This is a genomic window from Oscillibacter sp. UBA6647, from assembly GCA_002455655.1.
Taxonomy (GTDB): Bacteria; Bacillota; Clostridia; order Oscillospirales; family Oscillospiraceae; genus Oscillibacter.
Genome location: DKLF01000044.1, coordinates 1 through 21,439 on the forward strand (window position 1 = coordinate 1; position 21,439 = coordinate 21,439).

Sequence of the window (21,439 nt, forward strand, 5' to 3'; positions counted from 1 at the left end):
TTAGCACCTGCACCTCGCCCATAATCTCCTGCTTTTGAGCGGCCAGCTTAGAATCCATGATCTCGGTAATTGCCTGCAAATCTTTTTCATCCAGCATACCATCGCCTCCTGTCATTTAAATTATATCGGCACTCTGCCGGATTGTCAACCTCAAGCCTTTTGCTGCTGCGCCCTGTAACCTCAGTCCCTGCCTTGCCCGGGAGCCTGCCGCCCATTGGAATGGTCCCGCGCGGCATACAGGTCGGCCGCAAGGCCCGCCGCAATGCGAAAGCCGTCCTCAAATGCCAGCTTCATCATAAGGAGATTCAAATCTGCATTGGCGTTGGCGAAAGCGTCCAGCTGTTTCTTGCCCGTGCCATCCAGCGTTGACCCAAGGGCATCTTCGGCATCCGCCAGATTCTGCATCAAAGGGCGAATGCGCGGGTCGCGGCGGCTGTCCAGATCACAGGGATGCAGGTTTCCGTAAAATAAATCCTCCAGCATAGCTCACACCTCCCTGACCGGCACCGCGACGATTTGCCCGTTCAGCCGGAGAAATATTTCGGGGAACTGAAATCGTGTGGCATAGGCGTTCAGCTGCTCCTCGGTCAGCGAGACAAAATTCTCTGCATCCGCCGGAGCACCGCAGAGGAAGAATGTCCCGGCGATAATCTCATAGACAGCGCCGGTGGCGTCTTCGCGTAGCGCCCGGTTCAGGGGCAGACCCAGCAGCTTGCCGTCATCGTTGCAGACCAGCGCAATTTCTTCCGCAAAGGGGTAAATTGCCTGAATCGTTCCGCCCACCAGCGCCTGCATGGATTTCAGGGAGCCGTCGAGCTCCATCGTGCGCGGAGCCTTTTCAGGCTCAATTAAAAGTATTTTCATAGTCAGTCCTCCTGCATAAAAGGAACCCGCAGAGCCGTTTGAAAAGCTCTGCGGGTTGATATATAGTAGTTCATTGCTTTTTGTGCGAAATTTGGAATCCGAGTCTGTCCCGCTGCGGCAGCCAAAGCTGAAAGAGAGCGTCCTTCTCTGCTCGGTGCAGCGGATTTTTTCATCAGCCGCCGTTGACGAGGAAGTATAGCGCCACTGCCGCTACCGCCAGCACAATCAAGATGGTGCGCAGAATTTTCCCAAAGGTCCAGTTTTTGATGCGCTCCACATTTTCTTCGGAATTTTCCTCGTTAAAGTTCAGTTGAGAGACAGAGAACGGGATGGCACTGCCAATGACGTAGCCCACGTAGTAGCCAACGCTGGCGTGCTGTGTGCAGGTCAGTACCAGCGAGACCAGATATTTGGGGATGACCACAAACATCTGCTTGCATACCTGCCAGAAGAACCCGAAGAAGCACCAGAGAATATTGCCGGCCAAGCCGTGGTCGAAACCGGCCATATACTCGTGAAAGCCCACGGTGAACATCTCCCCGATACTTCGCCCGAACACCGCCAGACCATTTATTAGGCCGTCCAGAAAGCTCAGCTCAGGGACGACCTCACGACCCTGCACCAACAGCGATGTGTGTAAAACCACCACGTCCTTTTGGGCAAATTCCGGGGTGGCAGCAATCGCGAAGAAGAAGCTCCCAATGATAATGGCGAGTATGACAACGGTACTGAAGTTTGAGAAGGTTTTTGCGGTCGTCAGCTCTTTGGCGTTTTCGTATTGGAACAGCTCGTCGTTCAGCTCCTGCCTGACCTCCTCCGAAAAATCGCCCTGTTGGATTCGCTGCCGGAGCGCGTCCGCATTTCTGCGGAGGTCTTCCGAGATAAATTCCTCCCGAATTTCCTCATACGTATGCTGCGCCGCTGCGGCTGCGTCTCTGGTGGGATATTCTCTGCCCAGCGCTGTCCGGCAGGACAGGTCAATCTGCGCCAGCTCCTGCTGCACCTCCGTCAGATAAACCCGTCGGATGGGATTGTCCACCTGCTTCAGCTCCTGCTGAAATGCCAGCAATTTGGCCTCCATTTCATCCTCTGCGCGCTGGCAGTCCAGCAGCTGGCGGTGCAGACGGTCTGCCTCCTGCCGCATTCTGGCGGCCTCGTCTACATTCGCGCAGAGAATGGGCGCGACATTGGGCAGCAGTGGATCGACTGACCGCATCTGGTCGATCAATTCACGCTCTCTGTCTCGCAGAATCTGCTGATACTTTGCGCCGACTTTCGTTTGGTATCCGGACAGCGCTCGACATCCCGACTGCACCGACGCGAGACGCTCAAAATCGGTCTGCTGCATGATGGGGAGAATTTCATTCAGCTCCGCCCGCGCCCTGTCCGCTTCCTCACGGGTGGTAAATTCCAGCTCCTCCACCGTGCGGTATGCCCGGTCGAACTGCGCCACCGCGTCGTCGATGCGGCGCATGTCCACCGTCTCCTCGCAAAGACCCAGCTGTCGGCTGTATTCCCGCACCTGACGCTGGGCGTGAACGGCCTGTTCCTCCGTCTCCAATGACAGAGACGCGGCAAAGTGGTGTAGCTGCTCCGCTTTCTTTTCACGGATGGCGCTCATTCCAAAATAGTCCGCCACCCGCTCTAGATTTCCGTCCGTATCGCCAAAGCGCTCCAGCATGTAAAGGTACCACTGGGGATGATAGGGATTCAGCTCCAGCGCCTGCATGAGCATGTCCAGCGCCCGCTGGGGGTCGGCGACCTTCTGCGCGTTCTGCACCATGGCGGCTGCGGCCCGGGCTGCTTCGGGCGTTACCATCCCGTTGGATGCCGTCGCGTCCCCGCTAAACTGCTTTAGCGCCGCGATGAGGGCATAGTGGCAGGTGAACGCCGTTCTGCCAACGCCCTGTTGCAAAGTGCCAAGTGTGTCCGGGTCGCGGAAGACCTTTGATTTTTTGGAGCTGGCGGCAATGCTGGACGTGATTTTTCCCAAGCCGTTGATCAGCATGTGCCCCGCACCCAGCGCCATATTCATGGCTCCCGCTGTCGCCATCCCCTTGACCGCTCCGGAAAAGCCAAAACCGCCGCCGATCACTCTGCCCCGGTTCTGGCGGCGTTCTCGGCGGTACTGATCCAAGTCCTCCTCGCTCAGCACGATTTCCGCATATTGGTCGCGGATTTTCATATAGCAGGGCGACCACGCGTCTATCTGTTCGCCGTATGTATCCAGCAGAAGCTGTGTGTCCACCGTGAGCACATCGTGCTCCATGAGGATTGCCACGCAGTGCTCCAGCACCGGCTGCAGCGCTTTCTGAAATTGCTCCGGGGCGTTTTGAATGACATCCTCCAAGGAGGCGTTGCTCTGATAAAGCTCCGTAAACCGGGATACCGCCTGATCGGCCAGACTGGAAAATTCTTTGCGGCAGCTGTTATACGCGATGCGCTCTGCGCTGGGTGAAAAGCCCCTCTGCATGATCGACAGTTCCATTCATCCGGTACTGATCGCGGAAACGATCCTGTACCCACCCTCCATTTCATGTAATATATTTTTAAATATATAACTTATATTTAAAAATGTAAATAAAATTGCGATATTTTGCTAACCTATTTCAAAAGAGATAGGTGGTTGGCTTATGACAGTTGGAGAACGCATCACACAGCTCCGCGAGCAGCGCGGGTACACGACCAACAAGCTTGCAAACGAATCCGGCCTTTCGCAGAGCTTTGTGCGGGCTGTGGAGCTGGGAGAAAAGGGAATCACCGTGGTGAATTTGGAGTATCTGTGCAAGGTGCTGGATGTGAGCTTGCAGGACTTTTTTTCCTACACCGGCAGCGAGGTTCGCGGTGAATTGACCGCGCTGGTTTCAGAGCTGACGCAGGAGCAGCAGGCGGCGCTGTGCGCCTTTTTGAAAACAATGTAAACGATTGGGCGGGTATCCTTTTTGCGTGATACCCGCCCCCAATTTACTTGATATTGCCACTGCTGTCGGCTCGGAGATCGGGATGAACTGCTTACTGCCTGCATGCTCTCAACATTCCCCACAGTACAGAAAGTCCTCCACGTCCTCCGGCGAAAAGCCCTGCTGGAGCAGCGTGTCGATGTCCTCTGGGGCGTAGCCGAAGGATGACGCCACCGCCCGCAGCTCTGCGAGGTACTCCTCGTCCCAGCGGGGGACGAGCCGCGAGCGGTCATCCGAACACGCCCTGTCAGAGCAGAAGTCGCCGTACCACGGCAGAAACAGATTCCTGTCGTCGAACGTGCTGCGGGAAATTTCGCCGTTTGGGGAGATTTTCAGCAGCTCTCCGCAGTCTGCCGGAACGCGCGCCTGCTTCTCGCGGCCCAATCGCAGCTTATCCAGTGCGCGGCGGAGGATTTCCTCGGTGGACGCGTAGAGATAGAATCCAAGCCGGGGAAAGTCCAGCAGGCACAGGGGATTGTTGCCCTTGATGAAGTAAAGATTGTCAGAACCGTCCAGAATCGTGATGGTAAACGAGCCCTCCAGATGCTCCGCCATGAAGCGCAGCGCGTCCCAATCCAGCCCGTGCTTTTTCTCCAGCAGCTGCGCGGACACGTAGGAATCGGTCTGAATCTTGCTGTCAGGCAGCCGATATTGCCGTTTCAGCGCATCGTCGTTGTGGAGAATGCCGTTGTGCGCCAGCGCAAAGGGTATCTGTCCCGCCACGCCCCGAAACGGGTGATTGTTGCAATTTCGTTTGGCGTTTCCCTGCGTCGTCATCCGCGTGTGACCCATCACCACCGCCGCATCCGGCGGAAGCGCCATGCCCAGCCGGTGGGCGGGTACGGGCCTTTTGTAGATGTGCAGAACGCCCCGGGAGTTGTAGGCAATGCCGCTGGCATCGGTTCCTCTGACCTCGCATTCGGCGGCAAGAGTCGTCAGAATTTGATGCTTCCGTTTTTGCGACAGGACGTGTCCATAGTCCACCATTCCAAAGAGACAGCACATACTCACACCTCCTCCGCCGCGGAGAGCGGCTCGTTGACATACAACCGCCGTTCCTTCAGATACTGGATTAGCTCTGGGTGCCGTTGGGGCGATAAATGGGATACAAACTCCGTCCAAGTCAACTCCGACATTTCTCCGTCTGAACAGGAAATCGCCACGCTGCAAAGCTCCGCAACGAGCTCCAGCGTGGCGATCAGTGTGTTGTATTTCAGAGTTCCGCGGAAAATGCGAAATTCAATGGTGCGGTCGTTGGTGAGGTTGACGCAGGCGTAGCGCCCGGCGCAGGAGGCTTTCGCGCTGTCCAGAACCTCCTTGGGGCTGTCCTTCCGTCCATAGCGGGCCGCCCATTTCTCCAGCTGCCGTTTCGTGCGCCGGGAGAATCGCAGCAGCTCATTCCAGTGGTTTTCCACGAAGAAGAGAATGCGGGCGATGGCGGCTTCCTGCGCCTCCTCAGTTTCGCCAAAGCTGTTGCGGTTGACGTGGACGTGCAGGCCGCAGGTCTCCGCGCGGTGGCTGTAATAGCCCTCTGCCAATGCCGCCTCCATTACGGCGGCCCACGGCATCCGCGTCTTGTGATAGTCCAGCGTCATGGGGTGGGTCACGATCTCCATTCCCTCGTTCAGAGAGCCGTCGTGCTTGATGTAGATGTGCTCCGCGTCCCGGTTTCCAATGGCCATCAGCTTTTTCGCCACAGAGTCCCGTTCGCCGCCGTCGTCGATCTCCAGCTCCACGCCCAGATAACAGGGGCCTTCGCCGTAAAAGATGGGAGCGGGCTTGTAGTAGTAGGACTGGATTCCCCCACGGTGCTGGTCGACGCAGTTGTCGCAGTAGGGGACGTCGCTGTCGTCGTCCACGTAGTACGTATCGTCGCCCCGGATCAAGCGACCGCAATCGGCGCAGCGGTGGTAGTAGTCATCATAGCAATCCTGACAGAGTATGGTGTTGGAATCGCCCTCGCTGTCGTCGGACCAGATGCGCTCGCCACAGCGGTCGCAGACGGCGGTCAGCTCCTCAAGGCAGGTCTCACACAGTGTTTGCTCGTCAAAAATGGTCTGCGCTCCAATGGGAAATTCCGCGCCGCAGTGGTCACAGGTAAAGGTTTCCATCATTTCAACTTCCTCCGTTATAACAAAATGAGGCCCCGGGAAGCTATCCCGGGGCCTCTACTGGTATAATATATATCCCGAAAAGCGGGGAATTCGGATTCCAGCGCGGGCAAGTTGGAGGTGAATGGGTGCCGAGGAGAGGGGAGAAAATGCTGCAATTTTACAAATGCGTGGAGGGGGATAACAAGGAGCATGTATTTGTACCTGCTTGCTGTCTGGTTTATCACGTAGAAATCCGTCAATCTTTGACTTGCTACGGAGGTGACCTTTCCAGAGGAACAAGACCGAATAGCTGAAAAGGTTTAGCTAAAGAAAAACGAGATGTTGTATCAGATTCTATGTACCTGTCGTGGATGCTTCCTGCCCGACGGGATGGGAAAGTTTTGTGGGCAAGCATTACAGGGCACTACGGAGACTGATTTTGTGGCAGTGCAAATTGGGAATCGACTGTGTGCGCTGGCTTTGAACTACAGCGCCCGGGGCTGGGACAGGCGGTATCGCGTGGATGTGGTGGCGGCGCTGACAGTGATTGGGAGAAAATTAGGGAAATGCAGTATTTTACTGCAGAGTTGCTCAAAATCATAAAGAGTAGATAGTTTTCAGAATTTAAATAACTAAATAAATTGGATGTGAAAGAAAGACGATAAATGCCATAGGCCATGAACTAAAATTAATATAGGGCAATACCGCACAAAAAATTAAGTGCAGTAAATGCTACAATGTGATAGAATAAATTTATGGATAAACAAATGAGTCTGTCTGGCCTGAACGATGAATTAGCGCAGGTGCGGACAAAGAAGAGAGAGTTTCTTGAGCAGATTGAGCGCATTGTTCCGTGGGCAAATGGGTACCCATAATCAAGCCGTACTACTATGAGGGAGAGCGCGGGAACAAGCCCTATGAACTGGAACTGATGCTGCGGTTGTATCTGCTGCAAAATCTCTATAATTTGTCCGATAAAGCAACGGTTGCCGAAGCGGTAGACAGCCGTGCCTTTTCGGATTTCTGCGGCGTGGACTCCAGCAATCAGGTGCCGGACGGTGGTACGCTGGGCCGCTTTCGGAATATTCTCGTGCATAATGGTTTGCAGGAGCTGCTATTTGCTCAGGTGGTAAATCTTTTGCAACAAAAGGGCCTGCTCTTGAAGAAAGGCACCATTGTGGACTCCACAAACATAGCCGCGCCGCCTTCTACGGAGAATCAGGAAAAGCAGTGGGACCCCGAGGCGCATCAGGTAAAAAAGGGTAATGAGTGGCACTTTGGCTACAAAGCACATATTGGCGTGGACAAAGATAGTGGACTGGTTCACACGCTCAAAGTGACAGCCGCCCATGTCCATAATGTCACCATGACTTCCAAGCTGCTGACCGGAGAAGAAACAGTTGTATATCGAGACAGCGGTTACCTTGGAGCGGAAAAGCGTGATGACGCCATCGTGGAGAGCTATTCCGGTAAACACATTTGCTATAAGATAAATCGACGTCCCTCGCAGATTAAAAAGGGCTCTGCCAAATCGCGGGCCCAGCTTAAGCGCAGAGAGCATAAAAAATCATCCGTCTGGGCAAAAGCAGAGCATGTCTTTGGTGTTGTGAAAGGATTGCTTCGCTACCGAAAGACGCGATATCGAGGTCTGCGAAAACAGACCTCCAAATTGAATATGATGTTTGCGTTGGCAAATCTGATTTTGGCTGACAGGCGTTGCCTAGTTGCTTGATTTAGGTTGCCTCCGCAAGTAAATATCAGAGATTTTCCACACTGTCCGCCCGCACCCGCTGACAGTGTGGATTTTTTACGCCGTTGTGCGGCATTGCCATAGTAGATTATTCAAAAACACAAACCTTGCCATAATAGTGCTAATATGATATTATTAACAAATAAAATGGCTAAATGGAATAATCAAGAGCACCGAGTAGAGAGGAAAGTGTCATTATTGTTCAGTATCATTCTTCCCCTGTATCAGGCAGAGCGCACTTTGTGCCGCTGCCTGGACAGCTTGCTTCCGGCATTGGAGCAGCAGGACGAAGTTTTGCTGCTTGACGATGGCTCTACGGACAACACTCCTATGCTGTGTGCAGCCTACGAAAAGGCTCACGCAAACATCCGCCTGTTCGTTCAGGAAAACCGGGGTGTTTCTGCGGCGAGAAACCGCGGGATTGCTCAGGCAAGGGGGTACTATCTCTGCTTTGTGGACGGAGATGACACGGTGGACACCGCTGCCTTTTCCGCCTTTTTGCAGCAGGTGCGGCAGGGGAAACCCTCACCGGACATCTGGTTCAACGATTTTAATATGATGACCCCCGGGGGGCATGTCTTGCGCGCCAGCAGGAATATTGCCGCCGGTGCGCCCCAATACGGGGAACAGCCCCTGCGCGCCTATCTTTCGGAGCAGGGTACCTATGCCAATGTGTGGCGCTGCGCGTTCCGGCGGGAATTTCTCGCTGGGCAGTCCCTGCTGTTTCAGGAAGGGCTGTCCTGCGGCGAGGATCTGCTGTTTATGACCAGGGCAATTCTGTCGGCGGAAGCCACGGGCTTTATCCACCGACCCTATTATCACTATCTGGTGGAGCAGGGGGGGAGTTTGAGTCACAACCGTTCTTTGCAGCGGGTGACGGACTTTCTCTCTGCATTTCAGTCTGCCTACGACCTGACCGATGGGAGCGCGGTGGGGACGCTGCTGCGGGAAAAGCTACTGCATGAACTGGTGCTGCTTCTTGCGCAGCTGCCCGAGCTGTCCCCCGCTGATCGGAAGGAAGGGGAGCGCGCCATGGCACATTGCGTCCCCTATCTGTCCCGTTCCCCGTCCGGAATGTACCGCATGGCAGCAGCTGCTCTCCGGTGCTTTGGCGTTGGGCTGGTTGCAGGGGGACTGTGTTTTCTCAAGCGGTTGAAGCGGCAAGCAAAGGGCCTGCCGAAGCAGATGGAGGGCGCCTGATATGCAGGAGCAACCGTTGATTTCCGTGCTGATGGGTGTGTATTACCACAAGCCCTCATTGGAGCCGCTGATGCAGGCCGTTGTCTCCATCCTTCATCAGGATTGGACGCAGCTGGAGCTGATTGTCTGTGACGAGGGTTCCTCTGCGGCGGCGCAAGCGTATCTGGAGCAGCATTCCCGGGAGGATTCACGTCTGCGCCTGGTGCGAGGACAGGGAAAGAAGCTGCTGCCGGAAAAGCTGAACGCCTGCCTTGCAGCGGCGCATGGACAGTGGATCGCCCGGATGGACGATGACGACCTGTCCTATCCCCAGCGGCTGCGCCAGCAGATATCCTTTTTGCAGTCCCATCCCGAAATTGCTTTTGTGGGCTGTCAGGTGGACTATTTACTGGGGGATGGCGTGACACACTCCAATTTTCCCGCGTTTCCCACGCCAAGGGATTTTTTCTTCGCCATGCCCTACATCCACCCCACGCTGCTCTTTCGCAGAGCGGCGCTTGAACAGGTGGGGGGCTATGACGAGTCTCCGGTCTGCCATTTGTGCGAGGATTACGATCTTCTGCTGCGGCTCTATCAGGCCGGGTTTCAGGGCGCCAATGTAAGCGAGGCACTCTTCGGCTATTCTCTGGCAGGCACCGAGCAGAAAAAGCGCCCCCTCTCCGCCCGCTGGAACGAGGTGAGGGTGCGGTATCGGGGATTTTGGGGACTGGGTTTGCTGCCCGGCGCGCTGCCCTATGTCGTTAAGCCGCTGGCGGTGGGACTGCTTCCTGTGGGCATACTGAACCGTCTGCGGCGCGGACGACTGAAACGACGGATGGCACAAGGAAAGGACGTAGGGGAGTGAACTTCACTCTCCCGACGTGACACAGATGAACAACAACCAAACCCACTCCACACAATTTAATTATTGTATGCACGTTTTGGTGAAGGTGTCGGGGGCTTTCTTTTCCTTTCTCAGTTACCCATATGTCTTTCGTATTCTAGGGTCGGTGGAAATCGGAAAAATTTCCTTTGCCACCTCCTTTTCCGGCCTTTTCGTCATGCTCGCCGTTCTGGGCATCCCGGTCTACGGCATCCGGGAATGCGCCAAGGTGCGGGATGACCCCCGCCAGCTCTCCCACACCGCTGGGCAGCTGCTGGCACTGCAGGGCTGCGCCACGCTACTGGCGCTGGCGCTGTATCTGCTGTCCCTTCGGTTTCTGCCCCAGGCGCAAGGGGAGGGACGACTCTATCTGATTCAGGTGGTGCTGATTGCGGTCAGTGCCATTCAGGTGGATTGGGTCTTTTCCGCGCTGGAACAATTTGGCTACATTGCCCTGCGCACCATGACGGTGAAAGCGGGCATGACGGTTCTGATCTTCCTCTTGGTGCGCAGGGGAGAGGACTATCTGTGGTATGCGCTGCTGCTGTGCGGCGCCACCGTGGTCACCAATTTCATCAACCTCTTCCGTCTGACCCGCAGCGGATATCTATCATCTCCGGGAAACCTCTCCGGTGCTTTTGCCCATCTGGGGCCGATTCTGGTATTTTTTGTGCAGGCGATGGCCATTACCGTTTATACCAGCATGGATACGGTGATGCTGGGCTTTTTGCAAAACGACTATGCGGTGGGACTGTATGACGCAGGGATCAAAATCAAGCTGATTCTCTCCTGTCTGGTCACGGGCATGAGCGGCGTGCTGCTGCCCAAGCTGTCCTATTACATTGCAAAGCAGGAGCAGGCGGCGTATCAGCGCGCCCTATCTAAAACGATTGCGTTCACCCTGCTGCTCTGCCTGCCCATTCTGGCTTTTTTCGGCGTCATGGCCGAGGAGTGCATGGAAGTGGTGTGCGGCATGCGGGACGGGCAGAGCGGCACACTGCTGCGGGTGCTGCTGCCCACGGTGTTTCTCATCGGATGTTCCGGTGTGGCTGGCAGTCAGATGCTGACTCCCACTCACCGGGAAAAGCAGGCCATGGTGGCCTATCTGGCCGGTGCCGGGATGAATCTGATGCTCAATGCCGTGCTGATTCCCCAGTGGTCGGTGGTGGGTGCCGCCGTAGCCACCTTAATTGCGGAAATGACGGTTCTTAGTACGGAGATGTGGTTTTTACGTCGGGAGCTGCCGCCTCTTTTGCGCGGAATCGAGTGGAAAACACCTGCGCTGGCGGCGCTGGCTCCCATTCCGCTGTTGTATCTGTCCCGCAATCGGCTAAGCTGGCTGCCGGCGCAGCTGCTATTGAGCGCCGGGGTGTATGGATTGGTGTGGCTGGCGGTACTCCTGTGGCGGCGAGATCCGCTGATCGGGGAGCTACTCGCCCGCATCGTCCCGTCGCATTGGCGGCGGACAGACCCGCTTCAGTCAGATCAACCAACGACTTTTAAGGAGACGGCCGCCATGAACCAACAAAATCCACCTACCCAGCGGCAGTGGCTGGTCTATGTCGGTCTTGCGCTGGCAGCTGTTTTATGGATGGTCTGTTCCGGAAACACCAACGGTTTTTGGTACGATGAATTTGCGCAAATCTGCTATTCCGCTCCGCCTCAGAGCTTGCTGCACACTTTGAAAATTGCCGATCCCACGCCGCCGCTGTTCTCACTGGTGGCCAATCTGTGGATGCGCCTTGTGCCGGTGAGCGAGCGCTGGCTGCTGCTGTTACCCCAGTTGGCAGTGGGCGGTGCCATGGTGGTAATGGCACTGTGGTGCCATCGGCGATACAGCTTTCGTGGCGGTGTTCTGGGTGCGGTGCTGCTGGGCTTTTCCCGCATGGTTATGGAGCAGTGCGGCTTCGAGTTCCGCGGGTATGGTTTTTATCTGCTGTTTGCCGTGTTGGTTTTGTATTTCCACGGACGGCAAGAGGGAAACCGGTTTTCCATCGGCTATGCACTCTCCCTGATTGGCCTTGCTTACTGCCATCTGTTCGGAGTGGTGCTGTGTCTGCTCTTGGGCGTGTGGGACGGAAGTTTGATTCTGCGCAAGAAGCTGTCGCCCAAAACCTTTTTGCCCTATCTGGTTGCCGGGGCAGCGTTTTTGCCCTGGGGTCTGTATTTTCTGTCCCAGGCGGGCTCGTCCGCCATGGCGGCCACAGCGGACTGGATGACCAAGCCCTCCCTCTGGGATGTGGCCAAACTGGTGATCTTTTTGTGCGGCAATCACCTGCTGGTGTGTGCCCTGTTTGCCCTTGGCTGCCTTTTGGCGGTGGGTGCGCTGCTGAAAAAACGGCAGCTCCCCTCTCCCGCCGGGCAGGAGCAGCAGCTGTGCCTGTTTTTGGGCGCAGTGTTGATTGCAGCGGTGTTTCTTTATAGTCTGCTCCGCGGCGAGCAGGCCAGCTTGTGGGTCAAGCGGTATTTTACCGGTCTGTTTCCCTGCACCGTATTTTTGGCAGTGGGGGGCGGCTGCTGGTTAATGGCGCGGTGGAGCCGGTATAAAAACGGAATGTTTGCCATGATTCTGGTGGCCACCATCCCCCTCTGCCTGTGGCAAACCGCGTCGAGGGACAGTCCCTTCGGCGTTTACTATCACCGGGAGGCAGCGGAGGTACTGGTGCAGCAGGACGATCTGTATGCGCCCACCACGGCGGTGGTCAGCAGTTTGGGAAGTTCAACGCCCGGTTGGGCATGGTTTTATCTGGAGCAGGGGGGAACCGCCCCTGCCGCCCTTACCTTAGACGCGGAAACGGTGTCTCCCCAGGAGCTGGAGGACTATGAGGTACTCTATGTGGACGCGGGCTACGGCAATCTGCCCGAAGCACTGGTGGCAGAGCTGGAAAACGAGTATCAAGTGACGCAGACGTGGGAATCCCTTTCCCTGAACCGATATGAACGGAACGAAACCAAGTAGAAAAGAGACGAACAGTATGGCTAAAATCAGCATTTTTACGCCTTGTTATAACGAAGAAGCAAACGTGGTGGCGCTCTATGAGGCGGTCAAGGCCGAGATGGAACAGATGCCCCAATATGAGTACGAGCACATCTTTAGTGAAAACGCCTCGACGGACGACACGGAAGAGCTGCTGCGGGAACTGGCGGCAAAGGATTCCCATGTGAAAGTGATTTTGAACAACCGAAATTTTGGGCCGGGGCGCTCCGGCGCCTTTGGCTTTTATCACTGTACGGGAGATGCCAACATCTGCATGGCCTGCGATTTTCAGGATCCGCCGGAATATCTTCGCACGTTTATTCACCTCTGGGAGGACGGCTATAAGGTGGTCTGGGGCCGAAAGACTGGCAGCCGGGAGGGCGTTGTGATGAAGCTGTGCCGGGGCCTGTTTTATAAGGTCATCAAGCGGTTTTCCGATGTTCCCCAGTATGAGCAGGTGACGGGCTTCGGCCTCTATGACAAAGAAGTTTTGGAGCTGATGCGCTCCCTGAACGACCCCTTCCCCAGCTTCCGCCATCTGGTGGCGGACTTCGGGTACGAGGTGGGCTTTGTGGACTTCGTCCAACCGGAACGCCGGGCGGGGAAGTCCAGCTACAACTTCTTCTCCTATCTGCAAATGGCAATCAAAATGATGATTACCACCTCCACCGCGCCCTTGAAGCTTGCTACCTTTTTTGGCTTCTGCATGGCCGGCCTGAGCTTTCTGGTGGGACTTGTCTACCTCATTATGAAGCTGGCGTTCTGGTACAACTTCGACATGGGCATGGCCCCGGTGGTGATCGGATTGTTCTTCTTAGGTTCGGTGCAGCTGCTGTTTATCGGCATTCTGGGCGAGTACATCGGTGAAATTCTCAATCGGGTCACCCGCCGTCCGCTGGTGGTGGCAAAGGAAAAGCTGAACATGGACGAGGAACAGGAAGCCATGGATCAGGATTTGATTACCAATCGGTGACGGAGGAAACACATGGAATTGTCCTTGAAAAAAGACGAGCTGTTGGAGTATGTTCGCCATCAATTAAATACGTTCTTGCCGGATGGCCACGATTTTGTGGGAGGAGACGTGGAAACGGCCTTTTCTCTGGCGCTGGATCGAACGGAGTTCTGTTTTGAAAAGATCACCGTTCGCGGATATTCCATCCAGATCTCGGAGGGGCGTTGGCAGGCAAAGTTTTCCCATCTCCACTCCGATCAGTACAGCCAGTTTCTGTATTATCTGTCCAACAGTCTTTGGCGGACCTCGGAAAATGTGACGTTGTGCAGTAAGCTGATCAATCTGAACAAAATCCTCAACGGGATGTTTTACTCCTTTAAGGGCGGACTGCCGGACATCTTTGTCTTTGGGCATCCGGTGGGGACGATCATTGGCAATGCCAGCTATTCCGATTTTCTGGTGATTTTCCAGAACGTGACGATTAACACGGGAACCGAATCGGGAAACGGCGAGGATTTGAAGCTGGGCAAGGGTCTGTTTTTGGCCGCAGGCGCGAAAATCATTGGCAATTCTCCCATTGGAAACCGAGTTTCAGTGGGCGTGGACGCTGTGGTCAATCAGCAGGCAATCGGGGACGATTGTGTGGTGCTGAAAAACGACCGGGGAGAAGTCGTGGTCAAGCCGCGAAAGAAATCGACCTGCATGGCGCAGAACTATTTTAACATGCCCATTCAATAAGGAGTGTATCTGATGTTGTATGAAACCATAGAAACGGCGCTGGAAGCGGTGGACAGGTCGTCGCGCTTGTACCAAGCGCTCTGCGCACTGCAACGTTGCAATGCGGAAACGCTGCAAAAAGGCCGGAATGAGGTCTGCGGGGATGAAATTTACATCAACCGCATGGAGTATACCACGGCAAATCCCGAGGAGAAGATCTGGGAGGCCCATCGCGCGTATTATGATGTTCACTGCGTTTTGCAGGGCGAGGAGCGGGTGCAGCTTTCTCCCCTGAGTGCTATGACGGCAAAAGAGGAGTACCATCCAGAGGGAGACTACCAGTTTTTCGACGGTCCGGCGCAGCAGGAGGTTTTTCTGAAACCCGGCGCGATATTAATCTGTGAGCCGGAGGACGTCCACAAGGTGGGCATTGCGGCCGATGCACCCGAAACCATTCAGAAGATGGTGATGAAGGTGCAGATTTCTGACTGAACGAGTTTGGAGAAAAAAATGAAAATTCTGAGCAAGATAGATACAAAGAAAGGGTTCCTTCTTTGTATGGTAATCTTACTGGCCGTTTTCTCGGGCAGACTGATTCACCTTGACAGCGACATGCCGGATATCAACGTATCCTTTTATAATCCTGGAGATGAAGGAATTTATAACACAACGGCAATCAATGAGATTACCTATGGAACCAAAAATCCAGAAGGGGGAGCGATCTCCTATTATACAGGCGATAGTGTAAAGCTGAATTTGATCAACCATTATGTAACGGTTGCATCGATGAAACTCCTTGGGGATAATTTTTGGGGTTTGCGAATGCCTGCCATTCTTTACAGTTTTCTGGCGATGCTTTTGATGTGTGCGACCGCCGGTCTTCTTTGCAGACAATATGGAATCGAAGATACAAAGCGGAGAAGGGTTCTTTTGCTTGTTCTGCTAATTTTTACAACCAGCTTTCAATATACGCTGGCCAGCAGAACGAACGAACCCACTGGGCTAAGAATGTTATTTGCACTTTTGGTAATATACGCTTTCGTGAAACTCAAAAATCGGCCGAATCCAAAATACTTTGTGTGCATGCTAATTGCCTCAATTTCGATCTTTCAGGTGTATGTGACCAATCTGTTCCTGTATTTGGCGCTGGGAATCACACTACTGTTTGATTTGTCTTGGTACGGAAGTCAACGAAATATTCGGAAGCAAATCGGGGCTTTTTTATTAAGCATCGTGATAGGCTTAGGCGTATCAGAGGTGTTGTTCCGCGCAGTGTGGGGAGAATCCGTTTTCTCTATCATCCTGCGGACAGTGAGTGGTTTTGCCGGTCAAAGTCTCTATGCGACTTCTACGGGAAGTCAGCTCTTTTCGCCAGTTTTTTATATGAAACGAGTTGCATTGATGTTTTCCAGCAACATTGGGCTCTATCATTTGCCGTTGCTTTTGGTGCTTTTGCTGGCTTTTCCTCGTATCTTAGCAGTCGGGTATAAAAAGAGAGACCTGAATGCCGTAATGCTTATGAGTCTCCTTGCTGGCTTTTTGATGCAGACCGTTGTTTCTGAGGACTATGTGATACGCAAATTTTTGGTGGTATATCCGGCATTGTATTTTCTATTGATTCTAGCATGGATATACAGTTCTGATTGGAAACAAATTAAGGAAATATTTGTTGAAAAACATCCCATTCTTTCCAAAACCTTTCAGATTTGTTACACCTTACTTGCAACGCTGCTTATTTTAGCGATTGTCTATAAACGCCTTTTTACCACCAGCAATCCAGTCAATGGCGAGCTCAATCTATTTGCCAAGGCGACGGTTCTTCTATTTGGATTGCTCCCTGTTCTTCTCGCAGCTTTTGTGCTATGCTTACGTCAAGTTAACACGAAGGTATATCAGGGTGAGCATGTTGGGGCCGTGATTCTGTGTGCGCTGATATGCAGTAATTGCCTGTTGAACATTACCTTGATCGGAAAATATATTGTTCTTCATCCAACCTATACAGACAAGGAAATGATGATCGATTTAGGCGAGCTGGCAGACGGAAAATATGTGTTTGGCTGCTATGCGGTTTGGGCGTCTCTTTATAATGACATCCAACCTGTCATTGCGCTGAATCCCACTTTGTCAAACTATTTGGATGAGCATGGGTTGAGCGACGATGTGATGATTTTTGAAGCCAATGAAAACCTTTCAAATGCCCGAAGCTATATAGAATCAGAATATTTGGGAGAAACGCAGTCTGCCAGTGGGAAGTATAGCGCAAAGCCGATTCATATTTTTGAACGCAATATAATGGTGGGCGATACTAAATTAGACTTTGCCCTCTATGAGCTGGTATATAAGAAGGATTTGGTTCAAGAGTATCGGGAGCAGTTTGAAATCGATCAGGAAGAATACATGTCCGAATACAGTCAATGGCAGATGAGTCGAAAAGGCGAAGCACCCAAAGTTCCCGTAGCGTACTACTCGGATTATTACGGCGATGTATACGACGCGAATGCATCCACGTATTACGTGCCCATTCACGGAAACATCTATGGCAATGTGGAACAAAATATTTACGGCGATATTTACGGTGACATTCGAGGCGACGTCTACGGAACCATTGAGGGCAATGTGTATGGTACCGTATATGGAAATGTTTACGGAGAAATAACGGGAACCGTTTCCGGCGGAATTACAGGAACGAAAGAAGAGAGAGGGTAACCATCATGAAAGTTGTCTTACTGGCAGGCGGATTTGGAACGCGCATCTCGGAGGAGAGCCACCTAAAGCCCAAGCCCATGATCGAAATTGGCGATCAGCCCATTTTGTGGCACATCATGAAGCACTATTCCAGCTACGGTTACAATGAATTTGTCATCTGCGCGGGCTATAAGCAGCACCTAATTAAGCAGTATTTTGCGGATTACTACCTCCACCGCAGCGACATCACCTTTGATTTCTCCAACGGGGGAGAGATGACCATCCACAACAATATCTCCGAACCGTGGAAGGTCACGGTGGTAGACACGGGATTGAACACCATGACCGGCGGCCGGGTCAAGCGCATCCAGCCCTACATCGGCAACGAACCCTTTATGCTGACCTACGGCGATGGCGTCTGCGACGTGGACATTGGCAAGCTGGTGAAGTTCCACAAATCCCACGGCAAACTGGTGACCATGACCGCCATCCAGCCGGAGGGGCGGTTCGGCGTGCTAGACTTGGAGGGAGATACCATTAAGGCATTCCGCGAAAAGAGTCAAGAAGATATGGGTTATATCAACGGTGGATTTATGGTGGTTCAGCCAGAAATTTTTAATTACATAGAGGGCGACAGCACCATCTTTGAGCGTGCACCTCTGGAATCAACAGCTGAAAAGGGCGAGCTGATGGCCTTCCGCCACAACGGCTTCTGGCAGTGCATGGACACCCAGCGGGATAAGCAAAAGCTGGAGGAGCTGTGGGAGAGCGGTAACGCGCCTTGGAGGAACTGGTAATGAATTTATCGTTCTATCAGGGTAAGCGGGTACTGGTCACCGGCCACACCGGCTTCAAGGGCGCCTGGCTGTGCAAAATTTTAATTCAGGCCGGGGCGCAGGTCTCAGGATATTCTTTGCAACCACCCACGCAGCCCAATCTCTTTTCGCTGGCCGGCCTGTCCTCACAGATTACCTCTGTCACCGGGGACGTGCGGGACTTAGCACACCTGAAAGAGGTGTTTGCCGCCGCCCAGCCTGAAATCGTCTTTCATCTGGCGGCGCAGCCCATCGTACGGGAATCCTATTGCGCGCCGGTGGACACCTATGCCACCAATGTAATGGGCACGGTGAACGTGATGGAGTGCGTGCGGCTGAATCCCTGCGTCAAGTCCGTGCTGAACGTGACCACGGACAAGGTCTATCTCAACCGGGAGTGGCCGTGGGGCTATCGGGAGAATGAGGAGCTGGACGGCTTTGACCCCTACTCCAACAGCAAGTCCTGCTCCGAATTGGTGACCCACAGCTATCAGAAGTCCTTCTTCGACGGCATGGATGTGGCGGTCTCCACGGCGAGAGCGGGCAACGTCATCGGCGGCGGCGATTTCGCCCCTGACCGCATTATTCCCGACTGCGTGCGCGCGGTGATGGAGAAAGCCCCCGTCATCGTGCGAAACCCCCACTCCACCAGACCCTATCAGCACGTGCTGGAGCCGCTGTCGGCGTATCTTCTGATCGCGCAGAGGCAGTGGGAGCAAAAGGAACTGCAGGGTTATTATAATGTAGGGCCGGACGAGTGCGACTGCGTGACCACCGGGCAGCTGGTGGACGCCTTCTGTAAGGCATGGGGCGGTGGGCAGACCTGGGTAAATCAGTTTGTGGGCGGCCCCCACGAGGCGGGCTTTTTGAAGCTGGACTGCTCCCTCATCAAGCAGAAGCTGGGTTGGCTTCCCCGATGGCACATTCAGCAGGCCATCGAAAAAACGGTGGAATGGACGAAGGCCTATGCTGAAAATCCCACCGACACCGCCGTGATGGAGGCGCAGATTCAAGCCTGCTTTCAAAACTGACAAGGAGCAAAGTTTATGAAAAAGGTTCTTGTGACCGGAGCAACTGGTTTCGTCGGATCCCACGTAGTCAGGCTGTTAGCGGATAAGGGAATGGGAATTCTGGCGATTGTACGGGATGTATCCAAAGCCGAAGAGCTATTTTCCGATTTACCATCGGTACGGTATATTGCCTGCGAGATGGAGCAATATCAGCATCTGCCGGAGTTGTTACCTGATCGTAATATTGATATAGCCTATCATTTCGCGTGGAACGGAACCAGTGGTGATAGCCGCAGGGACTATAAGAAACAGTTAAAAAATGTGGAATACTTGTGTGATTTGATGAACTCCATGAAAAGAATGCGCTGTGACCGGATTGTTGTGGCAGGAAGCATCATGGAATTTGAAGTAATTGAAGCCACACAGCTGCAAGGAGTTGCTTCATTGGCAGCTAACATTTACGGCGCGGCCAAATGTGTTTCTCATCAAATGGCAAAAGCTTTGGCCAGCGAACTGCAGATTGATTTGGTCTGGGGCATCATCACAAATGCTTTTGGAGCAGGAGAGGTTTCTGCACGGTTTATTAATACTACGCTGCGAAAAATTCTTCGACATGAGCCGCTTCAATTTACTGCAGGAATGCAAAATTACGATTTTATTTATATTACAGATTTGGCAAGGGCATTTGTTGCCATAGGAGAAAAGGGGAAACCAGATTTCGAATACACTTTAGGAAGTGGAAATGCCCGCAAGTTAAAGGAATATGTTCTTGAAATCCAAAAAGTTTTCGCCCCCCAGAGTGAGGTTTTTTTTGGCAAGGCTCCATTTACCGGGATATCCCTGCCTTTGAAGCGATTTAGCACAAAACAGTTGGTAGCCGATACTGGATTCTGTCCCGAGGTTTCCTTCGCGGAGGGACTTCAACGCACGATGGACTGGATTTCTTCCCATTAAAGGAGAATAAGAGATGCAAGGGTTTTCATTTGAGGATGGTTTATTTTCGGGCATTAAAATAGTGCACCCATTTTGCTTGGAAGACAAACGAGGGAATTTTATTAAAGATTACTCCGAAGCAATCTTCCAGACAAACGGCCTCGATCATGCTGTAAAAGAGATTTTTTATGCAAAGTCTCAAAAAAATGTGATCCGCGGTATGCACTTTATTGCGCCCGAGTTGCAGGCTAAGTTGATCCGTGTCTTATATGGAAGGATTTTCGATGTAGTGGTGGATTTAAGGCGGGGATCAAAAACTTTTGGCCAGTGGAAAAGTATCGAATTGTCCGAAGAAGGTCTGACCGCTCTGTTACTCCCCGGAGGATTTGCGCATGGCTACTTGACTCTGACTGACGCAATGGTCTCCTATCAGTGTAATACCAACTACCAACCTTCCTATGACCATGGAATTTTATGGAATGATTTTGCTTTAAGGATCGAGTGGCCTGTTGCAAGAGAAAACTTGATTGTTTCAGAGAAAGACATGAAAAACATGAGCTTTGAGCAATTTCAACGAGAATTTGGAGGACTATAACCTTGGAAAGGAATACGCCTTTTGTTTCTGTGGTGATCGTAGCATACCAGGCAGAAAAGACGCTTCAGAGGACTTTGGATGCGTTAGCCGAGCAGACCTATCGAGATTTTGAAATTGTTTTTGTAAACAACGGCGCCACAGATTCCACCGGTGAGCTTTTTTCTGCTTTTATGGAACAGCATCCTGAATTGCAGTATCGTCTTGAAAAAGTGGAGATCAATCAGGGGCTGCAGCCCGGCAGAATGGCAGGGCTTGCCGCCGTTTCCGGTGAGTATGTCCTCTTTAATGATGCAGATGATTGGATGGCTCCCGACTGTCTGGAGCTTTTGACGGCAGAAGCAAAAAAACCAGGTATCGATAAGGTAATGGGCGCTTTTACAGAAATTAACGAGCAAGGGGAAGTGCTCCGCACAGTCAATTTTGTAGACAATCAGTGTCTGTGGTTAGTGGTTAATTTGCAGGCAGTTCTTTTTCGCAGGGATATTATCCAAGACCATGGTCTGGTCTTTCATCCGGGATACTTAGATGACATCGATTTTAATTCCTTCTACAATGAATTTTCCACAGGCGCCGCCTATATACGAAAGCCCATCTATTATTACTATGTCAACCAGAATTCCACTTCGGGGGCAAAAAATAAAAACCGCCCTTGGACAGGGGTGACCATGGTGCGGGATACCATTGATCTTCTCAAGCCCTTGCATGACCGCCTCCCTCTGGAGGAGGACAGGCTGGCCTTGCAGTATCTGATTATTAAACAATATTACTTCTATCTCCTGCACAATTATCGCTATTCCAGTTTCAAAGAAATTGTAGCCGCCTTTTCGGAGGCGAAAGGGCTTTTACGGAAATCTTTTCCAGCCCATTTGACTGTGCCGAGCAAGGAATACATCCACAATGTTGGCGACCGTCCCAGTGGAAAAAAATTGGTGAACCTTCTTCGTACAGCGGAGCGGATGCACCTATTAAAACCCCTGCTGTTTGGATACAGTCTGCTCTCCAAAGTAACCTATGTTCATTCTTAAG

General features: G+C 52.8%; 18 protein-coding genes and 1 pseudogene. 14 read left to right on the top strand and 5 right to left on the bottom strand.

Going from position 1 to position 21,439, the window contains the following annotated elements; genetic code table 11:
* Positions 1–180 precede the first annotated feature (180 nt).
* The 3 genes from B2W96_RS03495 to B2W96_RS03505 all read right to left on the bottom strand — a co-directional run bounded on the left by B2W96_RS03495 (position 181) and on the right by B2W96_RS03505 (position 3,352).
* Entirely contained in the window at positions 181–483 is a 303-nt protein-coding gene (locus B2W96_RS03495; RefSeq protein ID WP_293008596.1) for a DUF6809 family protein, read from the bottom strand.
* Between the two features lie 3 nt (positions 484–486).
* A complete protein-coding gene (locus B2W96_RS03500) occupies positions 487–864 on the bottom strand; it encodes a DUF3846 domain-containing protein (RefSeq protein WP_293008598.1) in 378 nt (125 codons plus the stop codon).
* 172 nt (positions 865–1,036) lie between these two features.
* The gene (locus B2W96_RS03505) at positions 1,037–3,352 is read right to left on the bottom strand and encodes a hypothetical protein (RefSeq protein WP_293008600.1); all 2,316 of its coding nucleotides are present in this window, start codon (positions 3,350–3,352) and stop codon (positions 1,037–1,039) included.
* A gap of 145 nt (positions 3,353–3,497) precedes the next feature.
* Between B2W96_RS03505 and B2W96_RS03510 the strand changes: the two genes are divergently transcribed.
* Entirely contained in the window at positions 3,498–3,785 is a 288-nt protein-coding gene (locus B2W96_RS03510) for a helix-turn-helix domain-containing protein (RefSeq protein WP_293008602.1), read from the top strand.
* A 108-nt stretch (positions 3,786–3,893) separates the two neighbouring features.
* Here the strand turns inward: B2W96_RS03510 and B2W96_RS03515 are convergent, their stop codons facing one another.
* Together B2W96_RS03515 and B2W96_RS03520 are read right to left on the bottom strand one after the other, a co-directional pair.
* A complete protein-coding gene (locus tag B2W96_RS03515; protein WP_293008604.1) occupies positions 3,894–4,829 on the bottom strand; it encodes a class II glutamine amidotransferase in 936 nt (311 codons plus the stop codon).
* A 2-nt stretch (positions 4,830–4,831) separates the two neighbouring features.
* The gene (locus B2W96_RS03520; RefSeq protein WP_293008606.1) at positions 4,832–5,938 is read right to left on the bottom strand and encodes an amidoligase family protein; all 1,107 of its coding nucleotides are present in this window, start codon (positions 5,936–5,938) and stop codon (positions 4,832–4,834) included.
* A gap of 734 nt (positions 5,939–6,672) precedes the next feature.
* Between B2W96_RS03520 and B2W96_RS03525 the strand changes: the two are divergent.
* From B2W96_RS03525 to B2W96_RS03585, 13 genes and pseudogenes are all read left to right on the top strand, one after another.
* Positions 6,673–7,649: pseudogene (locus tag B2W96_RS03525) on the top strand (IS5 family transposase).
* A 216-nt stretch (positions 7,650–7,865) separates the two neighbouring features.
* Complete coding sequence (locus B2W96_RS03530; RefSeq protein WP_293008608.1) at positions 7,866–8,867, top strand: glycosyltransferase family 2 protein; 1,002 nt, start codon at positions 7,866–7,868, stop codon at positions 8,865–8,867.
* 1 nt (position 8,868) lies between these two features.
* Positions 8,869–9,711, top strand: coding sequence for a glycosyltransferase (locus B2W96_RS03535; RefSeq protein ID WP_293008610.1), 843 nt, complete (start codon positions 8,869–8,871; stop codon positions 9,709–9,711).
* A gap of 67 nt (positions 9,712–9,778) precedes the next feature.
* The gene (locus B2W96_RS03540; protein ID WP_293008697.1) at positions 9,779–12,688 is read left to right on the top strand and encodes an oligosaccharide flippase family protein; all 2,910 of its coding nucleotides are present in this window, start codon (positions 9,779–9,781) and stop codon (positions 12,686–12,688) included.
* Between the two features lie 16 nt (positions 12,689–12,704).
* A complete protein-coding gene (locus tag B2W96_RS03545; RefSeq protein WP_293008612.1) occupies positions 12,705–13,679 on the top strand; it encodes a glycosyltransferase family 2 protein in 975 nt (324 codons plus the stop codon).
* Between the two features lie 12 nt (positions 13,680–13,691).
* Positions 13,692–14,396 carry a hypothetical protein gene (locus B2W96_RS03550; RefSeq protein ID WP_293008613.1) on the top strand — a complete coding sequence of 235 codons (705 nt, stop codon included), beginning with the start codon at positions 13,692–13,694 and terminating at the stop codon, positions 14,394–14,396.
* 12 nt (positions 14,397–14,408) lie between these two features.
* On the top strand, positions 14,409–14,867 hold the full coding sequence (locus tag B2W96_RS03555; protein WP_293008615.1) for a YhcH/YjgK/YiaL family protein: 459 nt from the start codon (positions 14,409–14,411) through the stop codon (positions 14,865–14,867).
* Between the two features lie 18 nt (positions 14,868–14,885).
* Complete coding sequence (locus B2W96_RS03560; RefSeq protein ID WP_293008617.1) at positions 14,886–17,081, top strand: glycosyltransferase family 39 protein; 2,196 nt, start codon at positions 14,886–14,888, stop codon at positions 17,079–17,081.
* 5 nt (positions 17,082–17,086) lie between these two features.
* Positions 17,087–17,857 carry a glucose-1-phosphate cytidylyltransferase gene (rfbF, locus tag B2W96_RS03565; protein WP_293008619.1) on the top strand — a complete coding sequence of 257 codons (771 nt, stop codon included), beginning with the start codon at positions 17,087–17,089 and terminating at the stop codon, positions 17,855–17,857.
* The gene (gene rfbG / locus B2W96_RS03570; protein ID WP_293008621.1) at positions 17,857–18,906 is read left to right on the top strand and encodes a CDP-glucose 4,6-dehydratase; all 1,050 of its coding nucleotides are present in this window, start codon (positions 17,857–17,859) and stop codon (positions 18,904–18,906) included. Before rfbF ends, rfbG begins: the two co-directional genes overlap by 1 nt.
* 15 nt (positions 18,907–18,921) lie before the next feature.
* Positions 18,922–19,839 carry an NAD-dependent epimerase/dehydratase family protein gene (locus tag B2W96_RS03575; protein ID WP_293008623.1) on the top strand — a complete coding sequence of 306 codons (918 nt, stop codon included), beginning with the start codon at positions 18,922–18,924 and terminating at the stop codon, positions 19,837–19,839.
* 13 nt (positions 19,840–19,852) lie between these two features.
* Positions 19,853–20,413: a dTDP-4-dehydrorhamnose 3,5-epimerase gene (gene rfbC, locus B2W96_RS03580; RefSeq protein ID WP_293008625.1), complete on the top strand. Its 561-nt coding sequence runs from the start codon at positions 19,853–19,855 to the stop codon at positions 20,411–20,413.
* Between the two features lie 2 nt (positions 20,414–20,415).
* Positions 20,416–21,438: a glycosyltransferase family 2 protein gene (locus B2W96_RS03585; RefSeq protein ID WP_293008627.1), complete on the top strand. Its 1,023-nt coding sequence runs from the start codon at positions 20,416–20,418 to the stop codon at positions 21,436–21,438.
* The last annotated feature ends 1 nt before the right edge of the window (position 21,439 follow it).

Coding starts and splice junctions, on each gene's coding strand:
- B2W96_RS03495 (WP_293008596.1), bottom strand. CDS start 483: ATGCTGGAGGATTTATTTTACGGAAACCTGCATCCCTGTGATCTGGAC.
- B2W96_RS03500 (WP_293008598.1), bottom strand. CDS start 864: ATGAAAATACTTTTAATTGAGCCTGAAAAGGCTCCGCGCACGATGGAG.
- B2W96_RS03505 (WP_293008600.1), bottom strand. CDS start 3,352: ATGGAACTGTCGATCATGCAGAGGGGCTTTTCACCCAGCGCAGAGCGC.
- B2W96_RS03510 (WP_293008602.1), top strand. CDS start 3,498: ATGACAGTTGGAGAACGCATCACACAGCTCCGCGAGCAGCGCGGGTAC.
- B2W96_RS03515 (WP_293008604.1), bottom strand. CDS start 4,829: ATGTGCTGTCTCTTTGGAATGGTGGACTATGGACACGTCCTGTCGCAA.
- B2W96_RS03520 (WP_293008606.1), bottom strand. CDS start 5,938: ATGATGGAAACCTTTACCTGTGACCACTGCGGCGCGGAATTTCCCATT.
- B2W96_RS03535 (WP_293008610.1), top strand. CDS start 8,869: ATGCAGGAGCAACCGTTGATTTCCGTGCTGATGGGTGTGTATTACCAC.
- B2W96_RS03540 (WP_293008697.1), top strand. CDS start 9,779: ATGCACGTTTTGGTGAAGGTGTCGGGGGCTTTCTTTTCCTTTCTCAGT.
- B2W96_RS03545 (WP_293008612.1), top strand. CDS start 12,705: ATGGCTAAAATCAGCATTTTTACGCCTTGTTATAACGAAGAAGCAAAC.
- B2W96_RS03550 (WP_293008613.1), top strand. CDS start 13,692: ATGGAATTGTCCTTGAAAAAAGACGAGCTGTTGGAGTATGTTCGCCAT.
- B2W96_RS03555 (WP_293008615.1), top strand. CDS start 14,409: ATGTTGTATGAAACCATAGAAACGGCGCTGGAAGCGGTGGACAGGTCG.
- B2W96_RS03560 (WP_293008617.1), top strand. CDS start 14,886: ATGAAAATTCTGAGCAAGATAGATACAAAGAAAGGGTTCCTTCTTTGT.
- rfbF (WP_293008619.1), top strand. CDS start 17,087: ATGAAAGTTGTCTTACTGGCAGGCGGATTTGGAACGCGCATCTCGGAG.
- rfbG (WP_293008621.1), top strand. CDS start 17,857: ATGAATTTATCGTTCTATCAGGGTAAGCGGGTACTGGTCACCGGCCAC.
- B2W96_RS03575 (WP_293008623.1), top strand. CDS start 18,922: ATGAAAAAGGTTCTTGTGACCGGAGCAACTGGTTTCGTCGGATCCCAC.
- rfbC (WP_293008625.1), top strand. CDS start 19,853: ATGCAAGGGTTTTCATTTGAGGATGGTTTATTTTCGGGCATTAAAATA.